General features: G+C 67.3%; 20 protein-coding genes and 1 tRNA gene. 1 reads left to right on the forward strand and 20 read right to left on the reverse strand.

Annotated elements, in window-relative coordinates; genetic code table 11:
- Nucleotides 1-52 precede the first annotated feature (52 nt).
- The 13 genes from CRP45_RS12665 to rplJ all read right to left on the reverse strand — a co-directional run bounded on the left by CRP45_RS12665 (nt 53) and on the right by rplJ (nt 12,616).
- Nucleotides 53-733 carry a hypothetical protein gene (locus CRP45_RS12665; RefSeq protein WP_097245186.1) on the reverse strand — a complete coding sequence of 227 codons (681 nt, stop codon included), beginning with the start codon at nt 731-733 and terminating at the stop codon, nt 53-55.
- A complete protein-coding gene (locus tag CRP45_RS12670) occupies nt 730-1,422 on the reverse strand; it encodes a hypothetical protein (RefSeq protein WP_245910088.1) in 693 nt (230 codons plus the stop codon). Before CRP45_RS12670 ends, CRP45_RS12665 begins: the two co-directional genes overlap by 4 nt.
- Nucleotides 1,423-1,452: 30 nt before the next feature.
- A complete protein-coding gene (locus CRP45_RS12675) occupies nt 1,453-2,694 on the reverse strand; it encodes an MCE family protein (protein ID WP_097245187.1) in 1,242 nt (413 codons plus the stop codon).
- The gene (locus CRP45_RS12680; protein WP_067791451.1) at nt 2,691-3,950 is read right to left on the reverse strand and encodes an MCE family protein; all 1,260 of its coding nucleotides are present in this window, start codon (nt 3,948-3,950) and stop codon (nt 2,691-2,693) included. The genes CRP45_RS12675 and CRP45_RS12680 overlap by 4 nt, the downstream gene beginning before the upstream one ends.
- A complete protein-coding gene (locus CRP45_RS12685) occupies nt 3,947-5,218 on the reverse strand; it encodes an MCE family protein (RefSeq protein WP_097245188.1) in 1,272 nt (423 codons plus the stop codon). Before CRP45_RS12685 ends, CRP45_RS12680 begins: the two co-directional genes overlap by 4 nt.
- 1 nt (nt 5,219) lies before the next feature.
- A complete protein-coding gene (locus CRP45_RS12690; protein WP_097245189.1) occupies nt 5,220-6,230 on the reverse strand; it encodes an MCE family protein in 1,011 nt (336 codons plus the stop codon).
- The gene (locus CRP45_RS12695) at nt 6,230-7,306 is read right to left on the reverse strand and encodes an MCE family protein (RefSeq protein WP_097245190.1); all 1,077 of its coding nucleotides are present in this window, start codon (nt 7,304-7,306) and stop codon (nt 6,230-6,232) included. Before CRP45_RS12695 ends, CRP45_RS12690 begins: the two co-directional genes overlap by 1 nt.
- On the reverse strand, nt 7,303-8,649 hold the full coding sequence (locus tag CRP45_RS12700; RefSeq protein WP_097245191.1) for an MCE family protein: 1,347 nt from the start codon (nt 8,647-8,649) through the stop codon (nt 7,303-7,305). The genes CRP45_RS12695 and CRP45_RS12700 overlap by 4 nt, the downstream gene beginning before the upstream one ends.
- A complete protein-coding gene (locus tag CRP45_RS12705) occupies nt 8,646-9,410 on the reverse strand; it encodes an MlaE family ABC transporter permease (RefSeq protein ID WP_372508068.1) in 765 nt (254 codons plus the stop codon). The genes CRP45_RS12700 and CRP45_RS12705 overlap by 4 nt, the downstream gene beginning before the upstream one ends.
- A gap of 105 nt (nt 9,411-9,515) precedes the next feature.
- Complete coding sequence (locus CRP45_RS12710) at nt 9,516-10,223, reverse strand: MlaE family ABC transporter permease (RefSeq protein WP_245910137.1); 708 nt, start codon at nt 10,221-10,223, stop codon at nt 9,516-9,518.
- A gap of 97 nt (nt 10,224-10,320) precedes the next feature.
- Nucleotides 10,321-11,451 carry an ABC transporter ATP-binding protein gene (locus CRP45_RS12715; protein ID WP_097245192.1) on the reverse strand — a complete coding sequence of 377 codons (1,131 nt, stop codon included), beginning with the start codon at nt 11,449-11,451 and terminating at the stop codon, nt 10,321-10,323.
- Between the two features lie 191 nt (nt 11,452-11,642).
- A complete protein-coding gene (rplL, locus tag CRP45_RS12720) occupies nt 11,643-12,023 on the reverse strand; it encodes a 50S ribosomal protein L7/L12 (protein WP_067791435.1) in 381 nt (126 codons plus the stop codon).
- Between the two features lie 59 nt (nt 12,024-12,082).
- Nucleotides 12,083-12,616 carry a 50S ribosomal protein L10 gene (gene rplJ / locus CRP45_RS12725; protein ID WP_067791433.1) on the reverse strand — a complete coding sequence of 178 codons (534 nt, stop codon included), beginning with the start codon at nt 12,614-12,616 and terminating at the stop codon, nt 12,083-12,085.
- A gap of 446 nt (nt 12,617-13,062) precedes the next feature.
- Here rplJ and CRP45_RS12730 point away from each other — a divergent pair, with 446 nt between their 5' ends.
- Nucleotides 13,063-14,685: an MFS transporter gene (locus CRP45_RS12730; protein WP_097245193.1), complete on the forward strand. Its 1,623-nt coding sequence runs from the start codon at nt 13,063-13,065 to the stop codon at nt 14,683-14,685.
- A gap of 50 nt (nt 14,686-14,735) precedes the next feature.
- Here the strand turns inward: CRP45_RS12730 and CRP45_RS12735 are convergent, their stop codons facing one another.
- From CRP45_RS12735 to CRP45_RS12765, 7 genes are all read right to left on the reverse strand, one after another.
- Nucleotides 14,736-15,155, reverse strand: a complete 420-nt coding sequence (locus CRP45_RS12735) for a PIN domain nuclease (protein ID WP_067791429.1) — start codon at nt 15,153-15,155, stop codon at nt 14,736-14,738.
- The gene (locus CRP45_RS12740) at nt 15,146-15,352 is read right to left on the reverse strand and encodes a DUF2191 domain-containing protein (RefSeq protein WP_143861420.1); all 207 of its coding nucleotides are present in this window, start codon (nt 15,350-15,352) and stop codon (nt 15,146-15,148) included. The genes CRP45_RS12735 and CRP45_RS12740 overlap by 10 nt, the downstream gene beginning before the upstream one ends.
- 196 nt (nt 15,353-15,548) lie before the next feature.
- On the reverse strand, nt 15,549-16,262 hold the full coding sequence (gene rplA, locus CRP45_RS12745; RefSeq protein WP_097245194.1) for a 50S ribosomal protein L1: 714 nt from the start codon (nt 16,260-16,262) through the stop codon (nt 15,549-15,551).
- Between the two features lie 110 nt (nt 16,263-16,372).
- The gene (gene rplK, locus CRP45_RS12750; RefSeq protein WP_067791423.1) at nt 16,373-16,807 is read right to left on the reverse strand and encodes a 50S ribosomal protein L11; all 435 of its coding nucleotides are present in this window, start codon (nt 16,805-16,807) and stop codon (nt 16,373-16,375) included.
- A 251-nt stretch (nt 16,808-17,058) separates the two neighbouring features.
- Nucleotides 17,059-17,835 (reverse strand): transcription termination/antitermination protein NusG, encoded by a 777-nt coding sequence (nusG, locus tag CRP45_RS12755; RefSeq protein ID WP_067791421.1) that lies wholly within the window; start codon nt 17,833-17,835, stop codon nt 17,059-17,061.
- 115 nt (nt 17,836-17,950) lie between these two features.
- Nucleotides 17,951-18,343: a preprotein translocase subunit SecE gene (gene secE / locus CRP45_RS12760; protein WP_067791419.1), complete on the reverse strand. Its 393-nt coding sequence runs from the start codon at nt 18,341-18,343 to the stop codon at nt 17,951-17,953.
- Between the two features lie 31 nt (nt 18,344-18,374).
- A tRNA-Trp gene (locus CRP45_RS12765) sits at nt 18,375-18,447 on the reverse strand.
- Nucleotides 18,448-18,536: the final 89 nt, after the last annotated feature.

The raw sequence follows: 18,536 nt of genomic DNA on the forward strand, positions 1-18,536 counted from the left end.
CAAGTGCCCGGCCCGACCTGCCCCCGCCGGAATACGGTCGCTCGGACCAAGATCACTGGTCGACGATGCCGCCGGCCAGCCAGCGACCGTCCACCTTCTGCATCCGCAGAACCACCGGACCCGCCACGCTCTGCTGGGCGACGCCGTCCTTGGTCGCGCTCACCACGAGATTCACCAGCAGTTCGGCGCGATCCTCGGTGAGCATCGTCACGCCGATCGGGTCGGCCTTCGCATCGGCGCTGGTCCTGGCCTGCCGGATGGCGTCGATCGTGGTGGCGGCGAACTCGTCGAGATCGGCCAGCATCTCGCCGGTGACGACTTGGCGCACCGCGGCTTCGTAGTCGTCGATGTGTTCGATGTCGTAGCCGTAGATCGTGCGCAGCGCGTGGTCGGCGGCGGCGCGCACCTCCTCGGTCGCGCTGGTGTCGAGGAAGGCCTGGTTCTCGTCGGGGACGCCGGGACGTTGCGCGGCGACGACGGCGAATCCGGCAAGCAGCACGGCCGCGACGAGTGCGGCGGCGACGGGCGCCCACGAACGCGCGGACCGAAGGCGAGGGGGTGTGAACCGGCGCGGCCGACGCTCGGCGGCGGTGGACTGCTTTTCCCTGGTCGGGACGTCGCGCGACGCGATCGGACGCGCCGAGGTGACCTTGGGCCTGCGCGTCGGACGCGCGGCGGGCTGGGCGGTGCGCCGTTTCGGCGTGACGCGGTTGACCGGGCGGCGGGTGTTCATCGCGGTCCCTCCTGCGCGGGCGCGCCCTCGGTCGGTGCGGGCGCGGCGGGCAGCTGCGGCCCCGGTTGGCCGAGCCCGGCGGGGCCCGGCCCTTCCAGCAGCACCGGTTGGGTGAGGGAAGCGACCTGCTCGGCCTTCCAGACCTCGCCGTCCTTGGTCATGTCGAGGCTCCACGTGTAGCGGTAATCGGAGACCGACTTGTCCGGCTTCGACTCCGTCACCTGGAGCACCACCAGCGCCGTTGCCTCGTCCCGTTCGCTGTTCAGCGAGGTGAGCGCGGCCCCGAGCACCTTGGACTTCATGGCGACGCCCGCCTGGGTGGCCATCTGCTCGGACTGCTGCCGATTCTTCTCCGCCGACACCAGGATCGGTCCGGTCATCGAGGATCTGGCCAGCGCGAGCGAGCCTGGCACGTCGTCGAGGTTCATCGAGGTCATGTTGAGCGCGGCCTGGCGCGCGGCGTCCAGCGCGGAATCGCGCGCGTCGGCGCGCGGACCGTCGGTGAAGAACGCCGCGCGCACCCAGCCTCCGCCGAACCACAGCGCCGCGACGAGTGCGACGGCGAGCGCACCGAGCGCGAGCGCGGTCACCGCGAGCGGCGGGCGGCCCGAACCGGCCGCGGGTTCGGCGGCGGCCGGGCGGTCCGCCACGGACTCGGACGCCGATTCCTTGGACAGGTCAGTGGTCACGACTCAGCACCATAACGTCATCCTTACTGGTCACCGCTTCGGCGTGACTCCCATGAGGGTGGCGAGCTGCACGGCGATCGGGTTCAGGTTCAGCTTCTCCGGGTCGACCTTCGGGTTGTCGTCCCACGGCTGCACGATGCTCGGATCGGCGAGCTCGGCCCGCTCGCCGCCCCGGACCGCGGTCGGATTGCCGAACGGCACAAGGCATTTCGCCTCCGCGTTGAACGGGAACTCGTCGCGGGTGTCGTCGAAGTCGGGGTTCTCCGCCTTCATCTGCTCGAGAATGCGCTGGGTGCCCTCGTAGCCGACAGTGCAGGCCGGCGGGTTGTTGGTCTCCAGCACCAGGCCGAAGTGGCTGGTCCCGTCGCCTGGCGCGGTCGCCGACGCGCCGAGGGACAGCTGCGGCAGCATCTGCAGCAGCGGACGCAGCGCGTAGAACTTGGGCGAGATGCCCTGCATCAGCACGCGTAGGTTGGCCAGGTCCTCGGTGAGCGCGCCGCCGCTCTCGTCGAGCAGGGCGCCGACCTGTTCGCCCGCGTCGGCGCCGGTGCCGATCAGCCTGCGTATCGCGGGGTCGCTGGCGCGTAGCTGCGCGGTGAGCCGATCGAGTCCGTCGCTGAAGCGCCGGATGGCGTCGGCCTGCTCGGCCTGGGTGCCGAACACCACCCTGCCGTCGCGGATCAGCTGGATCGTCTCGGGCAGCGTCTCGTGGAACGTGGTGGTGAACTCGTTGAGCGTCTGCAGGAGGACCTGGAGGTCGTCGCCCTTGCCGTCGAAGGCCTTGCCGAGCTCGGTGACGGTGGTGTTCAACGCCTCCAGATCCACCGTCCTCGTGAAGTGGTCGACGCTGGAGACCAGCTGTTCCACCGGAATCGGCGTCCGCGCACCGCTGATCACCGAGCCCTCCTTCAGGTACGGAGCGCTGTCGCTGTCCGGCCGCAGATCGACGTACTGCTCGCCGATGGCCGACCGGTTGGCCACCACGGCCTCGGCCGAGGCCGGGATCCGCGGCGAGTCCGAGTCGATGACCAGCGTCATGCTGACGCCCTCGTCGGTCAGCGCCAAGTCGCCGACCCGGCCGACCGGGACGCCGCGATAGGTCACCTCGGCGCCCTTGTAGATGCCGCCGGTCTGCTCGGCGTCGACGCGCACCTCGTAGTGGCCGAAGCCGAGCATGTGATCGAGCCGGATGTACTTGGCGCCCACGAAGATCACGCCGATCACGGCGATCACCAGGAAGACGACCAGCTGATTGCGAACGAGCCGGGTCATCGCGGCGCACCCCCTGCCTCGGCGCCGCCGGGCGGCGTCACGCCCAGCTGTTCGAGCAGCGGGCCGAGTGGGTTCGGCATGGGCACGCCAGGGGCGGGCAGCGGCGCCATGGTCGGCGGCAGCGGTATCAGCGACACCGTCGGCCAGCCGGGGCGCGGACCGTTGCCGCCGTAGTACGGGTTGGACGGGTCCACGTTGACCGGCGGGCCGTAGGGCGGCGGGATGTACACCGGATCCGGTTTGCCGACGCCGAGATTGCTCAGCGTGACGCCGATCTGCTGGTCCACCGAGAGCCAGGTGTTGACCTGGCCGCCGAAGGTGCCCTCCAGCGAGGAATCGGGGAACGGGTAGGTCGGAATCAGCGGAAACGCGGTCACCAGGTCCGGCGCCGAGCGGCCGAGTTCCTGCAGCGTCGGGCGCAGCGAGTTCAGATCGCGGATCAGGTCGTCCTTGGCGGTGTCGATGACGTCGAAGCCCGCCTGCCCCAACCGGTCCAGCTGGGCGAGCAGCGAAATCAATTCGGGCCGTTGCTCTTCCAGAATCCGGATGCCCTCGGGCAGCTCGTCCAGAATCTTGCCGATCGCCTCGGTCTGGGTGCTGACCCGGCTGCTGAGCGTGGCGAGACCGTCGATGGCCCGCGTGATGTCGTCCACCTGTTCGTTCAGCCCGCCGATCAGGGTGTTGGCCTGCTCGAGCAGCGAACGAACCCGGTCCTCGCGGCCGCCGAAGGTCTTGTTCAGCTCGCTGACGATCGGTTGCAGCTGCGCGACGCCGCCGCCGTTGAGCAGCAGCGACATTGCGCCGAGCACCTGCTCGATCTCGGTGGCGTGGCGGGTGTGCTCGATCGGGATCACCGCGCCGTCGGTCAGCCGCGCCGGATCCGGGTCCGCGACGGGCGGCGAGAGCTCGATGAACTTCTCGCCGAGCAGATTCGACTGCCTGACCTCGGCCCTGGCATTGGCGGGCAGGTCGACCGAGGAGTCGATCAGCGCGCGGACGCTGGCGGTCCAGCCGTCCCCCGCGAGCACGATGTCCTCGACCCGGCCCACCGGCACGCCCTCGACCTTCACCGCGGACTGCGGCACCAGGTCGAGCACGTCGTCGAAGTGGATGTCGATGTGGATGGGATGCGGGCCGACGTCGGCGCCGCCGGGCAACGGCACGCTATAGATGCCGTCGGCAGCGCACGCGCTGATCAGCGCGGCCGAGACCGCGAGCGCTCCCGCGCTCAGCCCGCGGGCGATGGTCGTTCTCATCGCTCACCTCCCTGCTCGGACGGCGGCAACTGGTTCGACGGCGTGCCAGGCACCGTGCCGGGCACCGGGTCGCGCTGCTGGTTCTCCCCGGAGAGGATGCCGAACGGCAGGATCAGCGTCGGCGTCTTGACGCCCGCGGTGATCTGGTCGGTGATCTCCTTGCAGTGGTCCAGCAGCGGACGCATCTGACGGCCGAGCGCCTCGAAGCGCGGATCGCCCGGCATCAGCTTCGACAGGTCGAGCATCCGGCAGACCGTGCCGAACGGATCCTGCAGATCGGTGAAATTGGCGCGCATGTCGAGGGTGCCGGACTCGGCGTTGTGGATGTTGATCAGGTTGCTGAGCGCGAGCGGAATCACCGGGAGCGCGGCGGCCAGGTCGTCACGCTGGTCGGCAAGCGTCTTGGTGAGCGTGGTCAGCGCGGCGGCGTTCTCCGCGACCAGCGCGCGGTTGTCGTCGATGAACCGGGCGACGTCGCCGAGCGCGATCGAGAGCAGGTGCAGCGCTTCGCCGAGGTTCTGCCGCTCGTCGGCCAGGAAGCCGGCGAGATCGGCCAGCTGCGCGTTGAATTCGCGCACCTGCTGATCGTTGCGCGCCAGCATGCTCACGAAGTTCTGCAGGTGCTTCACGGTCTCGAAGATGTCGCCGCGCGCCTCGGACAGGTAGCGCACCGCTCCGGAGAGCTGGCTGATGCTGTTGGCCAGCGCCTCGCCGTTGCCCGCCAGGTTGGCCGCCGAGGTGCGCACCAGCTCGTTCACCGCGCCCTCTCTGTTGGCGCCGTCCGGGCCGAGCGCGTCGCTGAGTTCGGCGATGCTCCGGTAGAGCTCGTCGACCTCGACCGGGGTGACCGTGCGTTCCCGCGGAATCGTCGCGGTGCGACCCATTTTCGGCCCGCCGCGGTAGACCGGCGTCAGCTGGATGTAGCGGTCCGCGACGACCGACGGCGTGATCTGCGCGGCCTGCGCGTCGGCGGGCACGTCGTAACCGCGGTCGACGCCCAGCACGACCTTCACCTGGTCGCCCATCGGCTCCACCGACTCGACCCGACCCACCGGAACGCCGAGGATGCGCACGTCGGAGCCCTCGTAGATGCCGACCGAGCTGTCGAAGTAGGCGGTGATCCTGGTGGTGGTCAGCCGGTCGTAGCCCCACCACAGCACCCACCCGGCGATCAGCGCAAGGACGACGCCGAGGACGATGCCGATCTTGGTGCCCCGCCCCGACTCACGGAACGCGGTGAGCGGATCGCTGCGCCAGCTCGCGGCCACGTCAGTTACCTCCCATGTCGCGGACCGGGTCCCGGTAACCGGGGATCTCCGGCAGTGCGGGCGGCAGCAGGTTGACGATCACCGCGTCGAACCACCGGCCGGTGCCGAGCACGTTGGCGTACAGGCCGTAGAAGGGCGCCGCCAGCTCCAGCGTCTTGGAGATGTTCTGCTGGTTGTCGTTGAGCATCTCGATCGCGGCGGCCAGGTTGGTCAGCGCCGGACCGATCTGCTCGGAGTTGTCCGCGACAAGCGCGCTCAGCTCGGCCGACACCGACTTGGCGCCGACCAGCAGCTGGTGAATGGCCTGCTGGCGGATGTTCAGCTCGGCGAGCAGCTGACCGCCGGAAGCGAGCAGCCGCTCGAACTCGGCGTTGCGGTCGGCGAGCACCTCGGTGGTCCGGCGCGTCGCCTTGAACAACCGCTTCAGTTCCTCGTCGCGCTTGGCCAGCGTCTCCGACAGCCGCGCGACGCCGTCGATGGAACCGCGGATCTCCGGCGGCGTCGTCTCGAACGCCTCGGCGAGCACCCGCATGCTGGTGGCCAGCTGTTCGGTGTCGATCTCCTCGATATTGGCCGCCGCGTCCGAGAACGCGTCGATCACGTCGTAGGGAGATACGGTGCGCGACAACGGGATCGGCTTCTCCGGGTCGGCCGGGCGGGAGCCGCGCGGATCGAGTGCGAGGTACTTCTGGCCGAGCAGCGTCTTGATCTGGATGGACGCGGTGGTCTCGTTGCCGATCCAGGCGTCCTTGGTGCGGAACTCGACGACCACCCGGTCGCCCGCCAGACGAACATCGGCGACCGAGCCGACCTTCACGCCAGCGATGCGGACCTCGTTGCCCTTCTTCAGTCCCGCGGCCTCGGAGAACTCGGCGGTGTACCTGGTGCCCGCGCCGATGATCGGCAGCCGGTCCAGCGCGAACGCCGACATCGTCACAAGCACGACCATGGCAAGGCCGAGCACGCCGAGGAAGACCGGGCTGCGCTTGCCGAGGAGGATGCGATCGTCCATCAGCGGGCCTTCCCGTGGCAGCGCGGCGCGGCGTTGGTGTACAGCGGCTGGTTGATCGTCGGCAGGCTCGCGGGCAGGTTGAGCTGCGGCGCGTCCACCGCGCCCGGTCCGACCACGATGTCGATACCGCACAGGTAGAACTGGAACCAGGAGCCGTAACTGCCCACCCGACCGAGCTTTTCCATCTTCACCGGCAGTGTGGCCAGCGCCTGGTTCACCTCGTCGGAGCGTTCGTTCAGCGTCCCGGTGAGCTGGTTCAGTCCGGCGATCGTGCCCTGCAGCGACGGCCTGGTCGGGACGAGCAGCTCCGTGGTGGCCGTGGTCAGAGCGCCCAGCGAGCTGATCGAGCGGCCGACGGTGTCGCGTTCGGCGGCCAGGCCGGAGACCAGCGCCTCGGTGTTGACGATGAGCTGGTCGAACTGGTCGTCACGCGCGTTGACCGTTTCGAGCACGGCGGTCAGATTCTCCACCAGCTCGCCGATGACCGCGTCCTTGTCGGCGATCTTGTTGGTCAGGCTCGCTGTGCTGGTCACCAGGTCGCGGATGGTGCCCTGCTCGCCCTGGAAGACCTGGATGATCTCGTAGGAGAGCTTGTTCACGTCCTCGGCGGTCAAGGTGCGGAACAGCGGACGGAAACCGTTGAACAGCGTGGTCAGGTTGAGCGCGGGCCTGGTCTGCTCCAGCGGGATGGTGCCGCCCTCGTTGAGCTTGCGGCCCTGTTCGCCTGCGCCCTGCTCCAGCGCGATGTAGCGCTGGCCGACCAGGTTCCGGTACCGGATGGTCGCGGTGGTGGAGGCGGGCAGCCAATCGCGGTCGGTGAGTTCGAATTTCACCTCGGCCAGCCGCTTGTCCACGATCGCGATGTCGGTGACCTTGCCGACCCGCACGCCCGCGATACGCACCTCGTCGCCCGGGTTGAGCGCGGTGACGTCGGTGAACCTGGCCTTGAACAGCGTGCCGCCACCTGTGTAGTTGGCGATCGAGAGACCGAGCAGCGTGGTAACGAACAGCGTCACCGCGACGAAGACGATCAGTTTGGTCAGCGGCCCGCCGAGCCCGCGAAGCTTCTCCCTCATCGGACCGTCACCTCGCTGCCGCGGAACGCGGGCGCCGCGATCCTGGTCACCCAGCTCGGCACCGCCTCCGGCGAGACCCCTTGCGCCGCACCGTAGATCGCGCCGAGCGACTGCCGCTCCCCCGGCGAGCCCGCCAGCGTCGGCACCTGCGCGGCCGGGTAGACGCCGAACTGCGGCACGGGCAGTTTGCCGCTGTCCTGGTCGCCCGGGTAGCGGCTCGGCACCGCGTAGGAGCCGTCGTTGTTCGGTCCACCGGTGTACTGGCCGGGGTCGACGTTCACCGGATACTCGGGGAGGCACCAGGGGCCGCGGGTGTCCAGCCAGCGCGGCTCGTCCTGGTTGGGCAGGTATTTGCCGCGGGTGTTGGTGAGCTCGATCGTCACCCGGGAGCCCGGCCGGTCGGTGCCCATGCCGAAGAGCTCGTCGATGCGCGGCTTCATCTTCGCGAAGTTGGCCAGCGCGCAGGGGTAGCTCGGCGAGTACATGGCGAGCAGTTCCAGCGCGGGCCGTGAATCGGCGGAGACGTCGATGATGTTGTCGCGGTTGACGAGGAAGAAGTCGGCGGCACTCGACGAGGTCGGCGTGAGCGTGGCGTAGAGGGTGTCGATGTCCGATCGCCGCTGCACGATGGTGGCGTTGGTGGTGCGCAGGTTGTCCAGCGCGTCGATGATCTGCGGCGCGGCGTCGGAGTACACCGCGGCGGTCTCGGCGAAGGTGCGCAGACCCTCGCGCAGTTCCGGCAGCACGCCGTTGATGTCGCGGAAGATCGTGTCCAGCTTGTCCACAGTCTCGCCGAGGGCCAAGCCCTGACCGGACAACGCCTGGGAGAGCGCGCCGAGGGTGGCGGCCAGGTCCTGCGGTGGGATCGCCTGCAGCAGCGGAAGCAGATCGTCGAGCAGCTTGCTGATCTCGATGGCGTTGCCGCTGGCGTCCTGGTAGAGGGTGACGCCGTCGGTCAGATGCTGCGGGCTGGGGTCCTCGGGGATCACCAGGTCGACGTAGCGCTCGCCGAACAGGGTCTTCGGCAGCAGCCGCGCGGTGGCGTTCACCGGAATCTGCTGCGCCTTGGCGGGATCGATGGCCAGGTCCAGGGTGACCTTGCCGCCCTCGGACCGGCTCGACCGCACCTCGCCGACCGGAACACCGCGCACCTTCACGTCCGCGTTCTTGCTCAGCACGTTGCCCACGCTGTCGGTCACCAGATCGACGTCGACGGTTCTGACGAACTGCTTGTTGTAGATCGCGACGGTCGTCCACAGGAACAGCCCGACGATCACGAAGAACGCGATCCCCAGCAGCCGCACCCGAGTCTTCTCCGTGGACCGCCAGGCCCGCGTACTCATCCCGCCACCCGCACGGTCGTGGTCGTTCCCCAGATCGCCAGGCTGAGGAAGAAGTCGAGGATGTTCACCAGCACGATCGCGGCGCGCACCGCGCGACCGACGGCGACACCGACGCCAGCGGGTCCGCCGGTGGCGGTGAAGCCGTAGTAGCAGTGCACAAGGATGATCACGAACGCGAAGATCAGCACCTTGAGGAACGAATAGAGCACGTCCTCCGGTGGCAGGAACAGGCTGAAATAGTGGTCGTAGGAACCGCTGGATTGGCCGTTGAACCAGATGCTGACCGAGCGCGAGGCGAAGTACGCGCCGAGCAGGCCGACGATGTAGAGCGGGATGACCGCGAGGAAACCGGCGATCACCCTGGTGGTCACCAGGAACGGCACCCCGGGCACCGCCATCACCTCGAGCGCGTCGATCTCCTCGGAGATCCGCATCGCGCCGAGTTGGGCGGTGAAGCCGCAGCCCACCGTCGCCGAAAGCGCCAATGCCGCGACCAGCGGGGCGATTTCGCGGGTGTTGATGTAGGCGGTGAGGAAGCCGGTGAGCACGGAGCTGCCCAACGCGTCGAGCGCCTTGAAGCCCTGCAGGCCGACGACGACGCCGACCGAGCCGGACATGAAGACGATGACGCCGATGGTTCCGCCGATCACCGCGAGCGCGCCGGAGCCGAAGGTCACCTCGGCGAGCAGCCGCATGACCTCCTTGCGGTAGTGCACCGCGGTGCGCGGAATCCACGCGATGGCGCGCGAGTAGAACGACATCTGCTCGCCCGCGCGGTCGATCACGTTGAGCGGTCCGCGCGCGATCTGTCCCGCCCGGCGGGCCGATCTGGCGAGCACCGGGTTGCGGTAGGAGGTGGCCATCTGTCAGGAGCCCTTGGCCGGGACGACCTGCAGGTAGACCAGCGTGAGAATGAGATTGACGAAGAAGAGGACCAGGAATGTGATCACCACGGATTGGTTCACCGCGTCACCGACTCCTTTCGGCCCCCCTTTGGGATGCAACCCCTTGTACGCGGCGATCACCCCGGCGAGCAGACCGAAGATCGCCGCCTTGATCTCACCGATCCACAGGTCGGGCAGCTGCGCGAGCGCGGAGAACGACGAGAGGTACGCGCCGGGCGTGCCGCCCTGCAGCAGCACGTTGAAGAAATAGCCGCCCGCGATGCCGACGACCGACACCAACCCGTTGAGCAGCACGGCGACCAGCGTCATGCCGAGCACCCTCGGCACGACCAGCCGCGCCACCGGATCGACGCCGAGCACCTCCATGGCGTCGATCTCCTCGCGGATGGTGCGCGCGCCGAGATCGGCGGCGACCGCAGACCCGGCCGCGCCCGCGATGATCAGCGCCGTCACCACCGGAGCGGCCTGCTGCACGGTGGCGAGCACGCTGGTGGCTCCGGTGAACGACTCGGCGCCGAGCTGCTTGATCAGCGAACCGGTCTGCAGCGCGACGACCGCGCCGAACGGAATGGCCACCAGCGCGCTCGGCAAGATCGAGACGCTGGCGATGAACCACGACTGCTCGATGAACTCGCGCCACTGGAACGGGCGGCGGAACATCTTGCGCATGACGTCGACGAAGAGCGCAAAAACGTTGCCCGCCTGGGCAAACGCCGACTCGACTGGAGTCCGCACGCGCGCCAGAGTCGAGTTCACGGGCGGTATGTTACCCGTTGGTTGTGTTGTGGCGCACGGTCGTGTCGAAAGAGTCGCCCTGGTAGCTCGGGGCGGCCGGGGCGTTGTACGACATCACTTGTGTGTCGTCGTTCTCGTTCATCGATTCGCGGATCGCCACCTGCGCGGCATGCGGCAGGGTGTGCATGATCTCGCGCACGCGCGCCCTGCGGCGGGCGACCGCTTGGCGCACCGGCATGCCCGGCTGCGCCTTCATCTGCGGGATGATGCCCTCGACCTCTTCGGCGCCGCCGTGGTGATGACCCGCGTCGACCATCGCCTGCTCGCGCGCCATCTGGGCCTCGTCCTTCTCCTCGGACATGCCGATCGGCCCGATCATGCGGCCGTTGAGGAACTGCTTGACCACCGGCTCCTCGGAGGTCAACAGCACCTCGCGCGGGCCGAACATGACCAGCTGGCGGCGGAACAGCATGCCGATGTTGTCCGGCACGGTGCGGGCCAGGTTGATGTTGTGCGTGACGATCAGGATCGTGGCGTCGATCTGCGCGTTGATGTCGATCAGCAGCTGCGACAGGTAGGAGGTGCGGACCGGGTCCAGACCCGAGTCGGGCTCGTCGACCAGGATGATCTGCGGGTCGAGCACCAGGGCGCGGGCCAGACCGGCGCGCTTGCGCATACCGCCGGAGATCTCGCCGGGCAGCTTGCCCTCGGCGCCGAGCAGACCGGTGAGCTCGAGCTTCTCCATGACGATCTTCTTGATCTCGGACTCGCTCTTCTTCGTGTGCTCACGAAGCGGGAAGGCGACGTTGTCGAAGAGATTCATCGAGCCGAACAGCGCGCCGTCCTGGAAGAGCACGCCGAAGAGCTTGCGGATCTCGTAGAGCTCCTTGTTGGAGCAGGTGGTGATGTCGGTGCCGTCGATGTAGATCGAGCCGCGCTCCGGGCGCAGCAGGCCGATCAGCGACTTCAGGAACACCGATTTACCGGTACCCGAGGGACCGAGTAGGGCGCTCACCTCGCCGGAGGGCAAGGTCAGACTGACATCCTGCCAAATTCGCTGTGAACCGAAGGACTTGGTTACACCCTCGGTCCTGACCTCGACGCCCACGCCAACCTCCACTTTTCTCAGCGAGCAGCCCACCGGCGAACCGCGCTCGGTCATCGCGGTGCGTCACGTCACAGTGGGTTCGGTCACTGTAACCCATGAGGGAGACGGGGCACACCCCAACCTGACTCTAGAGTAAGCCGATCCGGCTCGCGTATTTCGACAATCACGCGCGCATGTTCGCGAGAAATGCGAAACGGGCGGTTCCCCGAATTGGGGAACCGCCCGTTCGAAAGTAATTCGTGGAATTACTTGACCGAAACCTTGGCGCCGGCCTCTTCCAGCTTCGCCTTGGCGGCCTCGGCGGCCTCCTTGGCGACCTTCTCCAGGATCGGCTTCGGGGCACCCTCGACCAGGTCCTTGGCTTCCTTCAGGCCCAGGCCGGAGACGATCTCGCGGACCACCTTGATGACCTGGATCTTCTTGTCGCCGGCACCCTCGAGGATGACGTCGAACTCGTCCTGCTCCTCGGCGGCCTCGGCCGGAGCGGCAGCGCCACCGACGGCGGCGACGGCGACCGGAGCAGCGGCGGTGACCTCGAACTTCTCCTCGAACTTCTTGACGAAGTCCGACAGCTCGAGCAGGGTCATGTTGCCGAAGGTCTCGAGCAGTTCGTCAACGTTGGCCATTGTTGTTTTCCTTTCGGTAGTTGGTGTCCGTGGGGGCGTTCCGCCCGCGCACAGGGGAATTACTCGGCGGCTCCGCCTTCGGCGCGCTTCTTCTCCTCCAGCGCGGCGGCCAGGCGGGCCACCTGCGAAGCGGGAGCGTTGAAGAGGCCCGCGGCCTTGGCGAGATTGCCCTTGAGGGCGCCGGCCAGCTTGGCAAGCAGGACCTCGCGGGTCTCCAGGTCGGCGATCTTCTCGACCTCGGCGACGGACAGCGCGGCGCCGTCCATGTAGCCGCCCTTGATGATGAGCGCCTTGTTGTCCTTGGCGAAGGTCTTGAGCGCCTTGGCCGCGTTGACCGGCTCACCCTGGATGAAGGTGATGGCGGTCGGTCCCACGAACAAGTCGTCGAGGCCCTCCACGCCCGCCTCGGCGGCGGCGCGCTTGACCAGGGTGTTCTTGGCGACGGAGTACGTGGCCTCCGCGCCGAGCGCACGCCGCAGTTCGGTGAGCTTGCCGACCGACAGGCCACGGTATTCCGTGACAACGGTGGCCGTCGAGTTCCGGAACTGTTCCGCGATCTCCTCGACCGCGGTGACCTTCTCAGCCTTTGCCATACTTCGCCTCCTCTCTGGATGTCGGTTCGTGTACACGAACTACCGATCCGAGAGCCCGGCGACAAAACGAACGCCCCGGACGCAAGGCGTTCCGGGGCGCGAAGGAAAGATCAACACGAGTCACAGGACTCGAATCGACTCCCAGCCTCGGTTCTCCCTGCGTGGGCCGCCGGCAATGTCGCCGGACCTTCGACCGAACCCATGCGGGATCGGCGACCAACGGTCTTCGGTAGAACGGATTGGGTAGCGATCGAACTCGTCGATAACTGACGCCCACAGTACCTGGCGTCCCCCTCATCTGCCAAAACGACCCCCGGCTCGGTGCGAATCGGGACCCTTGGCGATCGAATTGTTGTGTCGCACGTCACTTTTCACGGCCGATGTGTCGGATATCGCGAGCAACAAGTGTTACCAAGAGTGACAGATATCTGATTGGCTGCTGAACTATGGCAACCTCCATAGTCGATCCACCGGTGTTGCTGGAACGACGCAACCAGCGCTTTCTCGCCCTGGCAGTCATCTGCCTCGCCGAACTGCTGGTCGTCCTCGACAACACCATCGTCAACGTGGCCCTCCCCTCGATCGGTGTCGAGCTGGCCACCGGTGTCAGCGGCCTGCAATGGGTCGTCGACGCGTACACCCTGACCTTCGCCGGGCTGTTGCTCGCCTTCGGCAACCTCGGCGACCGCTACGGACGCCGCAGGGTGATGGCCATCGGCTTGGTCGGCGTCGCCGTCATGTCCGTCGGTGGCGCACTGTCGGATTCGATGGGCGCGGTCATCACCGCCCGCGCGGCCATGGGCGTGTTCGCCGCGGCCGTCTTCCCCGCCACCCTCGCCCTGATCATCAACATCTTCACCGACCGGCGCGAACGGGCGCTCGCCATCGCGGCGTGGACGGCCATGGCGGGCTTCGCCATCGCCATCGGCCCGATCTCCGGCGGTTGGCTGCTCGAGCACTTCAGCTGGCACTCGGTCTTCTGGATCAACGTGCCGGTCGCGCTGGTCGCGCTGGTCGCGACGCTGCTGTGGGTGCCCGAATCGCGGTCCGCGCACGTCGGCAGGCTGGATCTGCCCGGCATCGCGCTGTCCATCGCGGGCATCACGCTGCTCGTCTGGTCCATCATCGAGGCGCCGCGCTACGGCTGGCTGTCCGTCACCACATTGACCGCGGGCGCGCTCGGCGTCGCGCTGCTCGCCGGGTTCATCACGTGGGAATTACGCACTGCGGCGCCGATTCTGGATATGCGTTTGTTCCGCAATCGGCGTTTTTCGATGCCCGCGTTGTCGATTGCCGTCGGCTATTTCTCGATGTTCGGCTTTCTGTTCCTGATCACCCAATATTTCCAAGGGGTGCGCGAGTACACGCCGCTCGAATTCGGCATCGCATCATTGCCGTTCGCGTTCTCGGTCGCCATCGGCGCGCCCGTCGCGACGTTGCTCGCGCAACGCTGGGGCACAACGCCGGTGATCGTCTTCGGCCTGCTGCTCACCGGATTGGGCCTCTACCTGGGTGGCCAGGTCACGGTGGACAGCGGCTACGTCACCGATGTGCTGCCCTCGATGGTGTCGATGGCACTCGGCTTGGCCATCGTCCAGGGTCCGGCCACCGAATCCATCATGGGCTCACTGCCATTGAACGAGGCGGGCGCGGGCTCCGCAGTCAACGACACCACCCGCGAGATCGGCGGCACCCTCGGCGTCGCCGTCCTCGGCTCGATCGTGGCCTCCTACTACACGACCCGGGTCGAACCGCTGCTCGTCCGCGTGCCGAGCACCCTGATGAACGAGGACCAGAAGAGCCTGGTCGCGGCCAGCCCGCTCAGCGTGCTGGAACTCCGCAAACAGGAACTTCCCGCGTTCCTCGAAGCCCAGCGCGAAAACCTCATCACCGCAATGAAAACCGCCGCCCTCCAGGGTTCGCACGCGGCCTCCCTCGTCGCCGCGGGCGCGGTCGTGGTCTGCGCGCTACTCGTCGCGATCTTCCTGCCTTGGGGTGCGCAGAGCGGGGAGTCGGTCCTGCTGGGCTGGCGAAAAACCCCTGAACCGGCGGACGGCGAGCGGGAATAGGCTCGGTCCGCACAACGGCGGCCGGTTGCACTCGACGCTGCAGCCGGCCGTCACACCGATCCAGCAGGGACAACCCAGGATGTCGGCTGCCCCGTATGAGACGCGATGGTGTCGAAGTCGTTGTCGTAGTGCAGCACCGTCAGCCGATGGGTCTCCGCGGTCACCGCGACGACGAGGTCGGCGATCGAGGCGGACCGGTGTTGAGCTTTGTCCGTCAGCAGCGACTGTAAGTCCGACGCCTGCGTCCAGAGGTCCTCGGGAGTTTCCACCCATTCGAGTGATTCGTGCAGGACTCCCCGGATACGGGCTCGGTCATCAGCGTTGCGCGCCGAGTACAACATCTCCAACTCGGTGACTCCGCAGATATGCACCAGGGCACGATCCATCAAGGGGACCAACACATCTCGGACGGGGGCGAGATGCAGTCGCGCCAGTGCGCTCTTGTCGGCGAGGTACCGCGTCACCCCCACAGGCGATCCTCGGCGTCCGGCTCCAGCAACGCCGCGAAGGCACCGTCTTCGGCGAGGCCAACCAATTTGCGGACCGAGTCGATCCGAATCACCTCACGAAAAGCGGCATCAATGGTGTCGCGAAGTGTCTCGGTGCCGAGGATTTCCTTGGCACGATCCAACTTCGCCATATCTACGTCTACGCTGGTCTTCGCCATGAAAGGGCCTCCTCATATCCGCTATAAGCGTAGCGCGATATCAGTCCGGCAGCCAGATAGATGTCCGCATTGCTCTCAATCCGATACCCGAACAGGGGCCCGCTACTCGCGGACAGGCCGAAGAATGCGCCGAGGGCGGGAACGCGATTGCGTTCCCGCCCTCGGCGGTGGTGAGGTCAGTAGACCTCGGTGCTGCTTACGCGTCCTCTTCGAGGAGGTTGCGGGTGCGGTTCGGGTCCACCGGGACGCCCGGTCCGGTGTTCGTCGAGACCGTCACCTTCTTGACGTAGCGGCCCTTGGCGGTCGACGGCTTGGCACGCAGGATCTCGTCCAGCGCGGCGCCGTAGTTCTCCACCAGCTTGGCCTCTTCGAAGGAGGCCTTGCCGATCACGAAGTGCAGGTTGGCCTGCTTGTCGACGCGGAAGTTGATCTTGCCGCCCTTGATGTCGTTGACGGCCTTGGTCACGTCGGTGGTGACCGTGCCCGTCTTCGGGTTCGGCATCAGACCGCGCGGGCCGAGGACACGCGCGATACGGCCGACCTTGGCCATCTGGTCCGGGGTGGCGATCGCGGCGTCGAAGTCCAGCCAGCCGCCCTGGATCCGCTCGATCAGGTCCTCGGCGCCGACGGCGTCCGCGCCTGCGGCCTCGGCCTCGGCGGCCTTCTCACCGGCCGCGAACACGATGACGCGGGCGGTCTTACCGGTGCCGTGCGGCAGGTTGACGGTGCCGCGGACCATCTGGTCGGCCTTGCGGGGGTCGACGCCGAGACGGACGGCGACCTCGACGGTCGCGTCGGTCTTGGTGGTCGCGGTCTCCTTCGCCAGGCGCGCGGCGGCCAGCGGGGAGTACAGCTTGGTGCGATCGACCTTCTCGGCCGCGGCGAGATACGCCTTGCTTCGCTTTGCCATGATTCTCTGTCCTTAAAGTTCTTGGTTCAGAAGTGGTTTCCGGGTCTGGCCGACCCTCCCACCGAGTTAGCGGATTACGCCGCTGAGCTCGACTGAAGCCTTCGCTACGCTCAGGCCTCGACGGTGATACCCATCGAGCGCGCGGTGCCCGCGATGATCTTCGCCGCCTGGTCCAGGTCGTTGGCGTTGAGATCTTCCATCTTGGTCTTGGCGATCTCGCGAACCTGGTCCATGGTCACCTTGGCGACCTTGGTGCGGTGCGGCTCGGCCGAGCCCTTCTGCACGCCTGCGGCCTTGAGCAGCAGCTTGGCGGCGGGCGGGGTCTTCAGCTTGAAGTCGAAGGACCGGTCTTCGTAAACGGAGATCTCGACCGGGATGACGTTGCCACGCTGCGACTCGGTCGCCGCGTTGTACGCCTTGCAGAACTCCATGATGTTGACGCCGTGCTGACCGAGGGCGGGACCAACCGGCGGAGCCGGGTTCGCCTGGCCGGCCTGGATCTGCAGCTTGATGATCCCGGCGAGCTTCTTCTTCTTGGGGGGCATCTTTCTTCCTTGGTTTCGGGTCCTTACGGTTGCCGTAAGCCTGTCGCGGGCGCTGCCCGCAGCCGGGCACGCGGCCCGGCGCTCGCGAACGAATCCGGCTGACGCTGTTCGGATCCGCGCACGAACCCATACACCTTACCGGGGGGCGTGCCCTCGTCCTTCGAGTGGGCCGGTTGCCCGGCCCCGCGCCCAACCGGTCGGACGCACTCCGCCCTCGGTCCCGGCGGCCGGGGCGAGGGCGGAGGTGGGGACTAAATCTTCGCGACCTGGGTGAACGCCAGCTCGACCGGCGTCTCGCGACCGAAGATCGAGACGAGCACCTTGAGCTTCTGCTGCTCGGCGTTGACCTCGGAGATGCTGGCGGGCAGCGTCGCGAACGGGCCGTCCATGACGGTGACCGACTCGCCGACCTCGAAGTCGACCTCGATGACCGGCTTGGGGGCCACCTCGGCGGCGCTTTCGGCGCTCGCGGCGGCGGCAGCGGCGGCCGGTGCCTTCTTCTGCTGGGCGGCCGGGACCAGGAACTTCACCACGTCGTCGATGGACAGCGGCGAGGGCCGGGAGGTGGCGCCGACGAACCCGGTGACACCGGGGGTGTTGCGCACCGCGCCCCACGACTCGTCGTTGAGCTCCATACGAACCAGGATGTAGCCGGGCAGCACCTTGCGGTTGACGTGCTTGCGCTGGCCGTTCTTGATCTCGGTGACCTCTTCGGTCGGCACCTCGACCTGGAAGATGTACTCCTCGAGGTCCAGGTTCTGCACGCGGGTCTCGAGGTTGGCCTTCACCTTGTTCTCGTAACCGGCGTAGGAGTGGATGACGTACCAGTCGCCAGGGGCGCGCCGCAGCGCGGCCTTCATCTCGGCGACGGGATCCGCGGGCTCGGCGTCGATCGGGGTAGCGGGTGCGGATTCCTCGACCACAGCTTCTTCGACGGCCGCGGCGTCTTCCGCCTCGTTCTCGGCGGGCTCCACCACTGCGTCGTCGACCGGGAACTCGTCGTTTGTGTCGTTCTCCGGGGTGCTCACTGGGGCACTCGCTTCCTGTGTCGTCACGTATATCCTCTGCGTGCCGGGCCGGGCGCGGCGGATTGCTCCCGCCGGTCCGCCCCCGGGATCGGCTACCGGCGTCGGCGTCGTACTACTAGCCGAACAGCCAGTCGACACCCTTGACGAACGCCACATCCAACCCGCTGATGAACGCGACCATGAAGACCACGAACACCAGAACAACGCTCGTATAGGTGACCATCTGCTTCCGGTTGGGCCAGATCACCTTGCGCAGTTCCGCGATGACCTCTCGCAGGAACTTGATCAAACGCTTGAACGGATTACCCGATCCTTCGCGCTTGGCCTTTCCGGCAGTTTTGTCCTTCTTCAGCGACGTCCGGTCGATCGTGGCGATCGAGCCGGTGTCGGCCGACGTGGAGCCAGAACGGGCCCGCCGGGCGGACCGCTTTCCGCTCGGCCGGCTCACCGCGGCGGTGCCATCGCCTTCGTCGGCCGCGCCGTGGCGAGGTTCCCGCTCGTCACTCACGTCGATCCTCTCTCCGTCGCTGGCTTAAGGGCAGGGGCGACAGGACTTGAACCTGCAACCTGCGGTTTTGGAGACCGCTGCTCTGCCAATTGAGCTACGCCCCTTTGGTCGGACGGTGGAACTCGATGTCCGACCATTGTCTGTATTCAGTTGTCACTCCGGTCCACACAACACGCGCGCTGCTTCGGCGGTT

Source organism: Nocardia amikacinitolerans (genome assembly GCF_900215415.1).
In the GTDB taxonomy this organism is placed as follows: domain Bacteria; phylum Actinomycetota; class Actinomycetes; order Mycobacteriales; family Mycobacteriaceae; genus Nocardia; species Nocardia amikacinitolerans.

What these genes read in the sequence shown, in the direction of transcription:
- CRP45_RS12715 (WP_097245192.1), bottom strand. Translation starts at nt 11,451, where the DNA reads ATGACCGAGCGCGGTTCGCCGGTGGGCTGCTCGCTGAGAAAAGTGGAG.
- rplJ (WP_067791433.1), bottom strand. Translation starts at nt 12,616, where the DNA reads ATGGCAAAGGCTGAGAAGGTCACCGCGGTCGAGGAGATCGCGGAACAG.
- CRP45_RS12675 (WP_097245187.1), bottom strand. Translation starts at nt 2,694, where the DNA reads ATGACCCGGCTCGTTCGCAATCAGCTGGTCGTCTTCCTGGTGATCGCC.
- CRP45_RS12665 (WP_097245186.1), bottom strand. Translation starts at nt 733, where the DNA reads ATGAACACCCGCCGCCCGGTCAACCGCGTCACGCCGAAACGGCGCACC.
- CRP45_RS12740 (WP_143861420.1), bottom strand. Translation starts at nt 15,352, where the DNA reads ATGGCGAAGACCAGCGTAGACGTAGATATGGCGAAGTTGGATCGTGCC.
- CRP45_RS12680 (WP_067791451.1), bottom strand. Translation starts at nt 3,950, where the DNA reads ATGAGAACGACCATCGCCCGCGGGCTGAGCGCGGGAGCGCTCGCGGTC.
- rplL (WP_067791435.1), bottom strand. Translation starts at nt 12,023, where the DNA reads ATGGCCAACGTTGACGAACTGCTCGAGACCTTCGGCAACATGACCCTG.
- rplK (WP_067791423.1), bottom strand. Translation starts at nt 16,807, where the DNA reads ATGCCCCCCAAGAAGAAGAAGCTCGCCGGGATCATCAAGCTGCAGATC.
- CRP45_RS12710 (WP_245910137.1), bottom strand. Translation starts at nt 10,223, where the DNA reads ATGCGCAAGATGTTCCGCCGCCCGTTCCAGTGGCGCGAGTTCATCGAG.
- rplA (WP_097245194.1), bottom strand. Translation starts at nt 16,262, where the DNA reads ATGGCAAAGCGAAGCAAGGCGTATCTCGCCGCGGCCGAGAAGGTCGAT.
- CRP45_RS12730 (WP_097245193.1), top strand. Translation starts at nt 13,063, where the DNA reads ATGGCAACCTCCATAGTCGATCCACCGGTGTTGCTGGAACGACGCAAC.
- CRP45_RS12695 (WP_097245190.1), bottom strand. Translation starts at nt 7,306, where the DNA reads ATGAGGGAGAAGCTTCGCGGGCTCGGCGGGCCGCTGACCAAACTGATC.
- CRP45_RS12690 (WP_097245189.1), bottom strand. Translation starts at nt 6,230, where the DNA reads ATGGACGATCGCATCCTCCTCGGCAAGCGCAGCCCGGTCTTCCTCGGC.
- CRP45_RS12705 (WP_372508068.1), bottom strand. Translation starts at nt 9,410, where the DNA reads ATGTCGTTCTACTCGCGCGCCATCGCGTGGATTCCGCGCACCGCGGTG.
- CRP45_RS12700 (WP_097245191.1), bottom strand. Translation starts at nt 8,649, where the DNA reads ATGAGTACGCGGGCCTGGCGGTCCACGGAGAAGACTCGGGTGCGGCTG.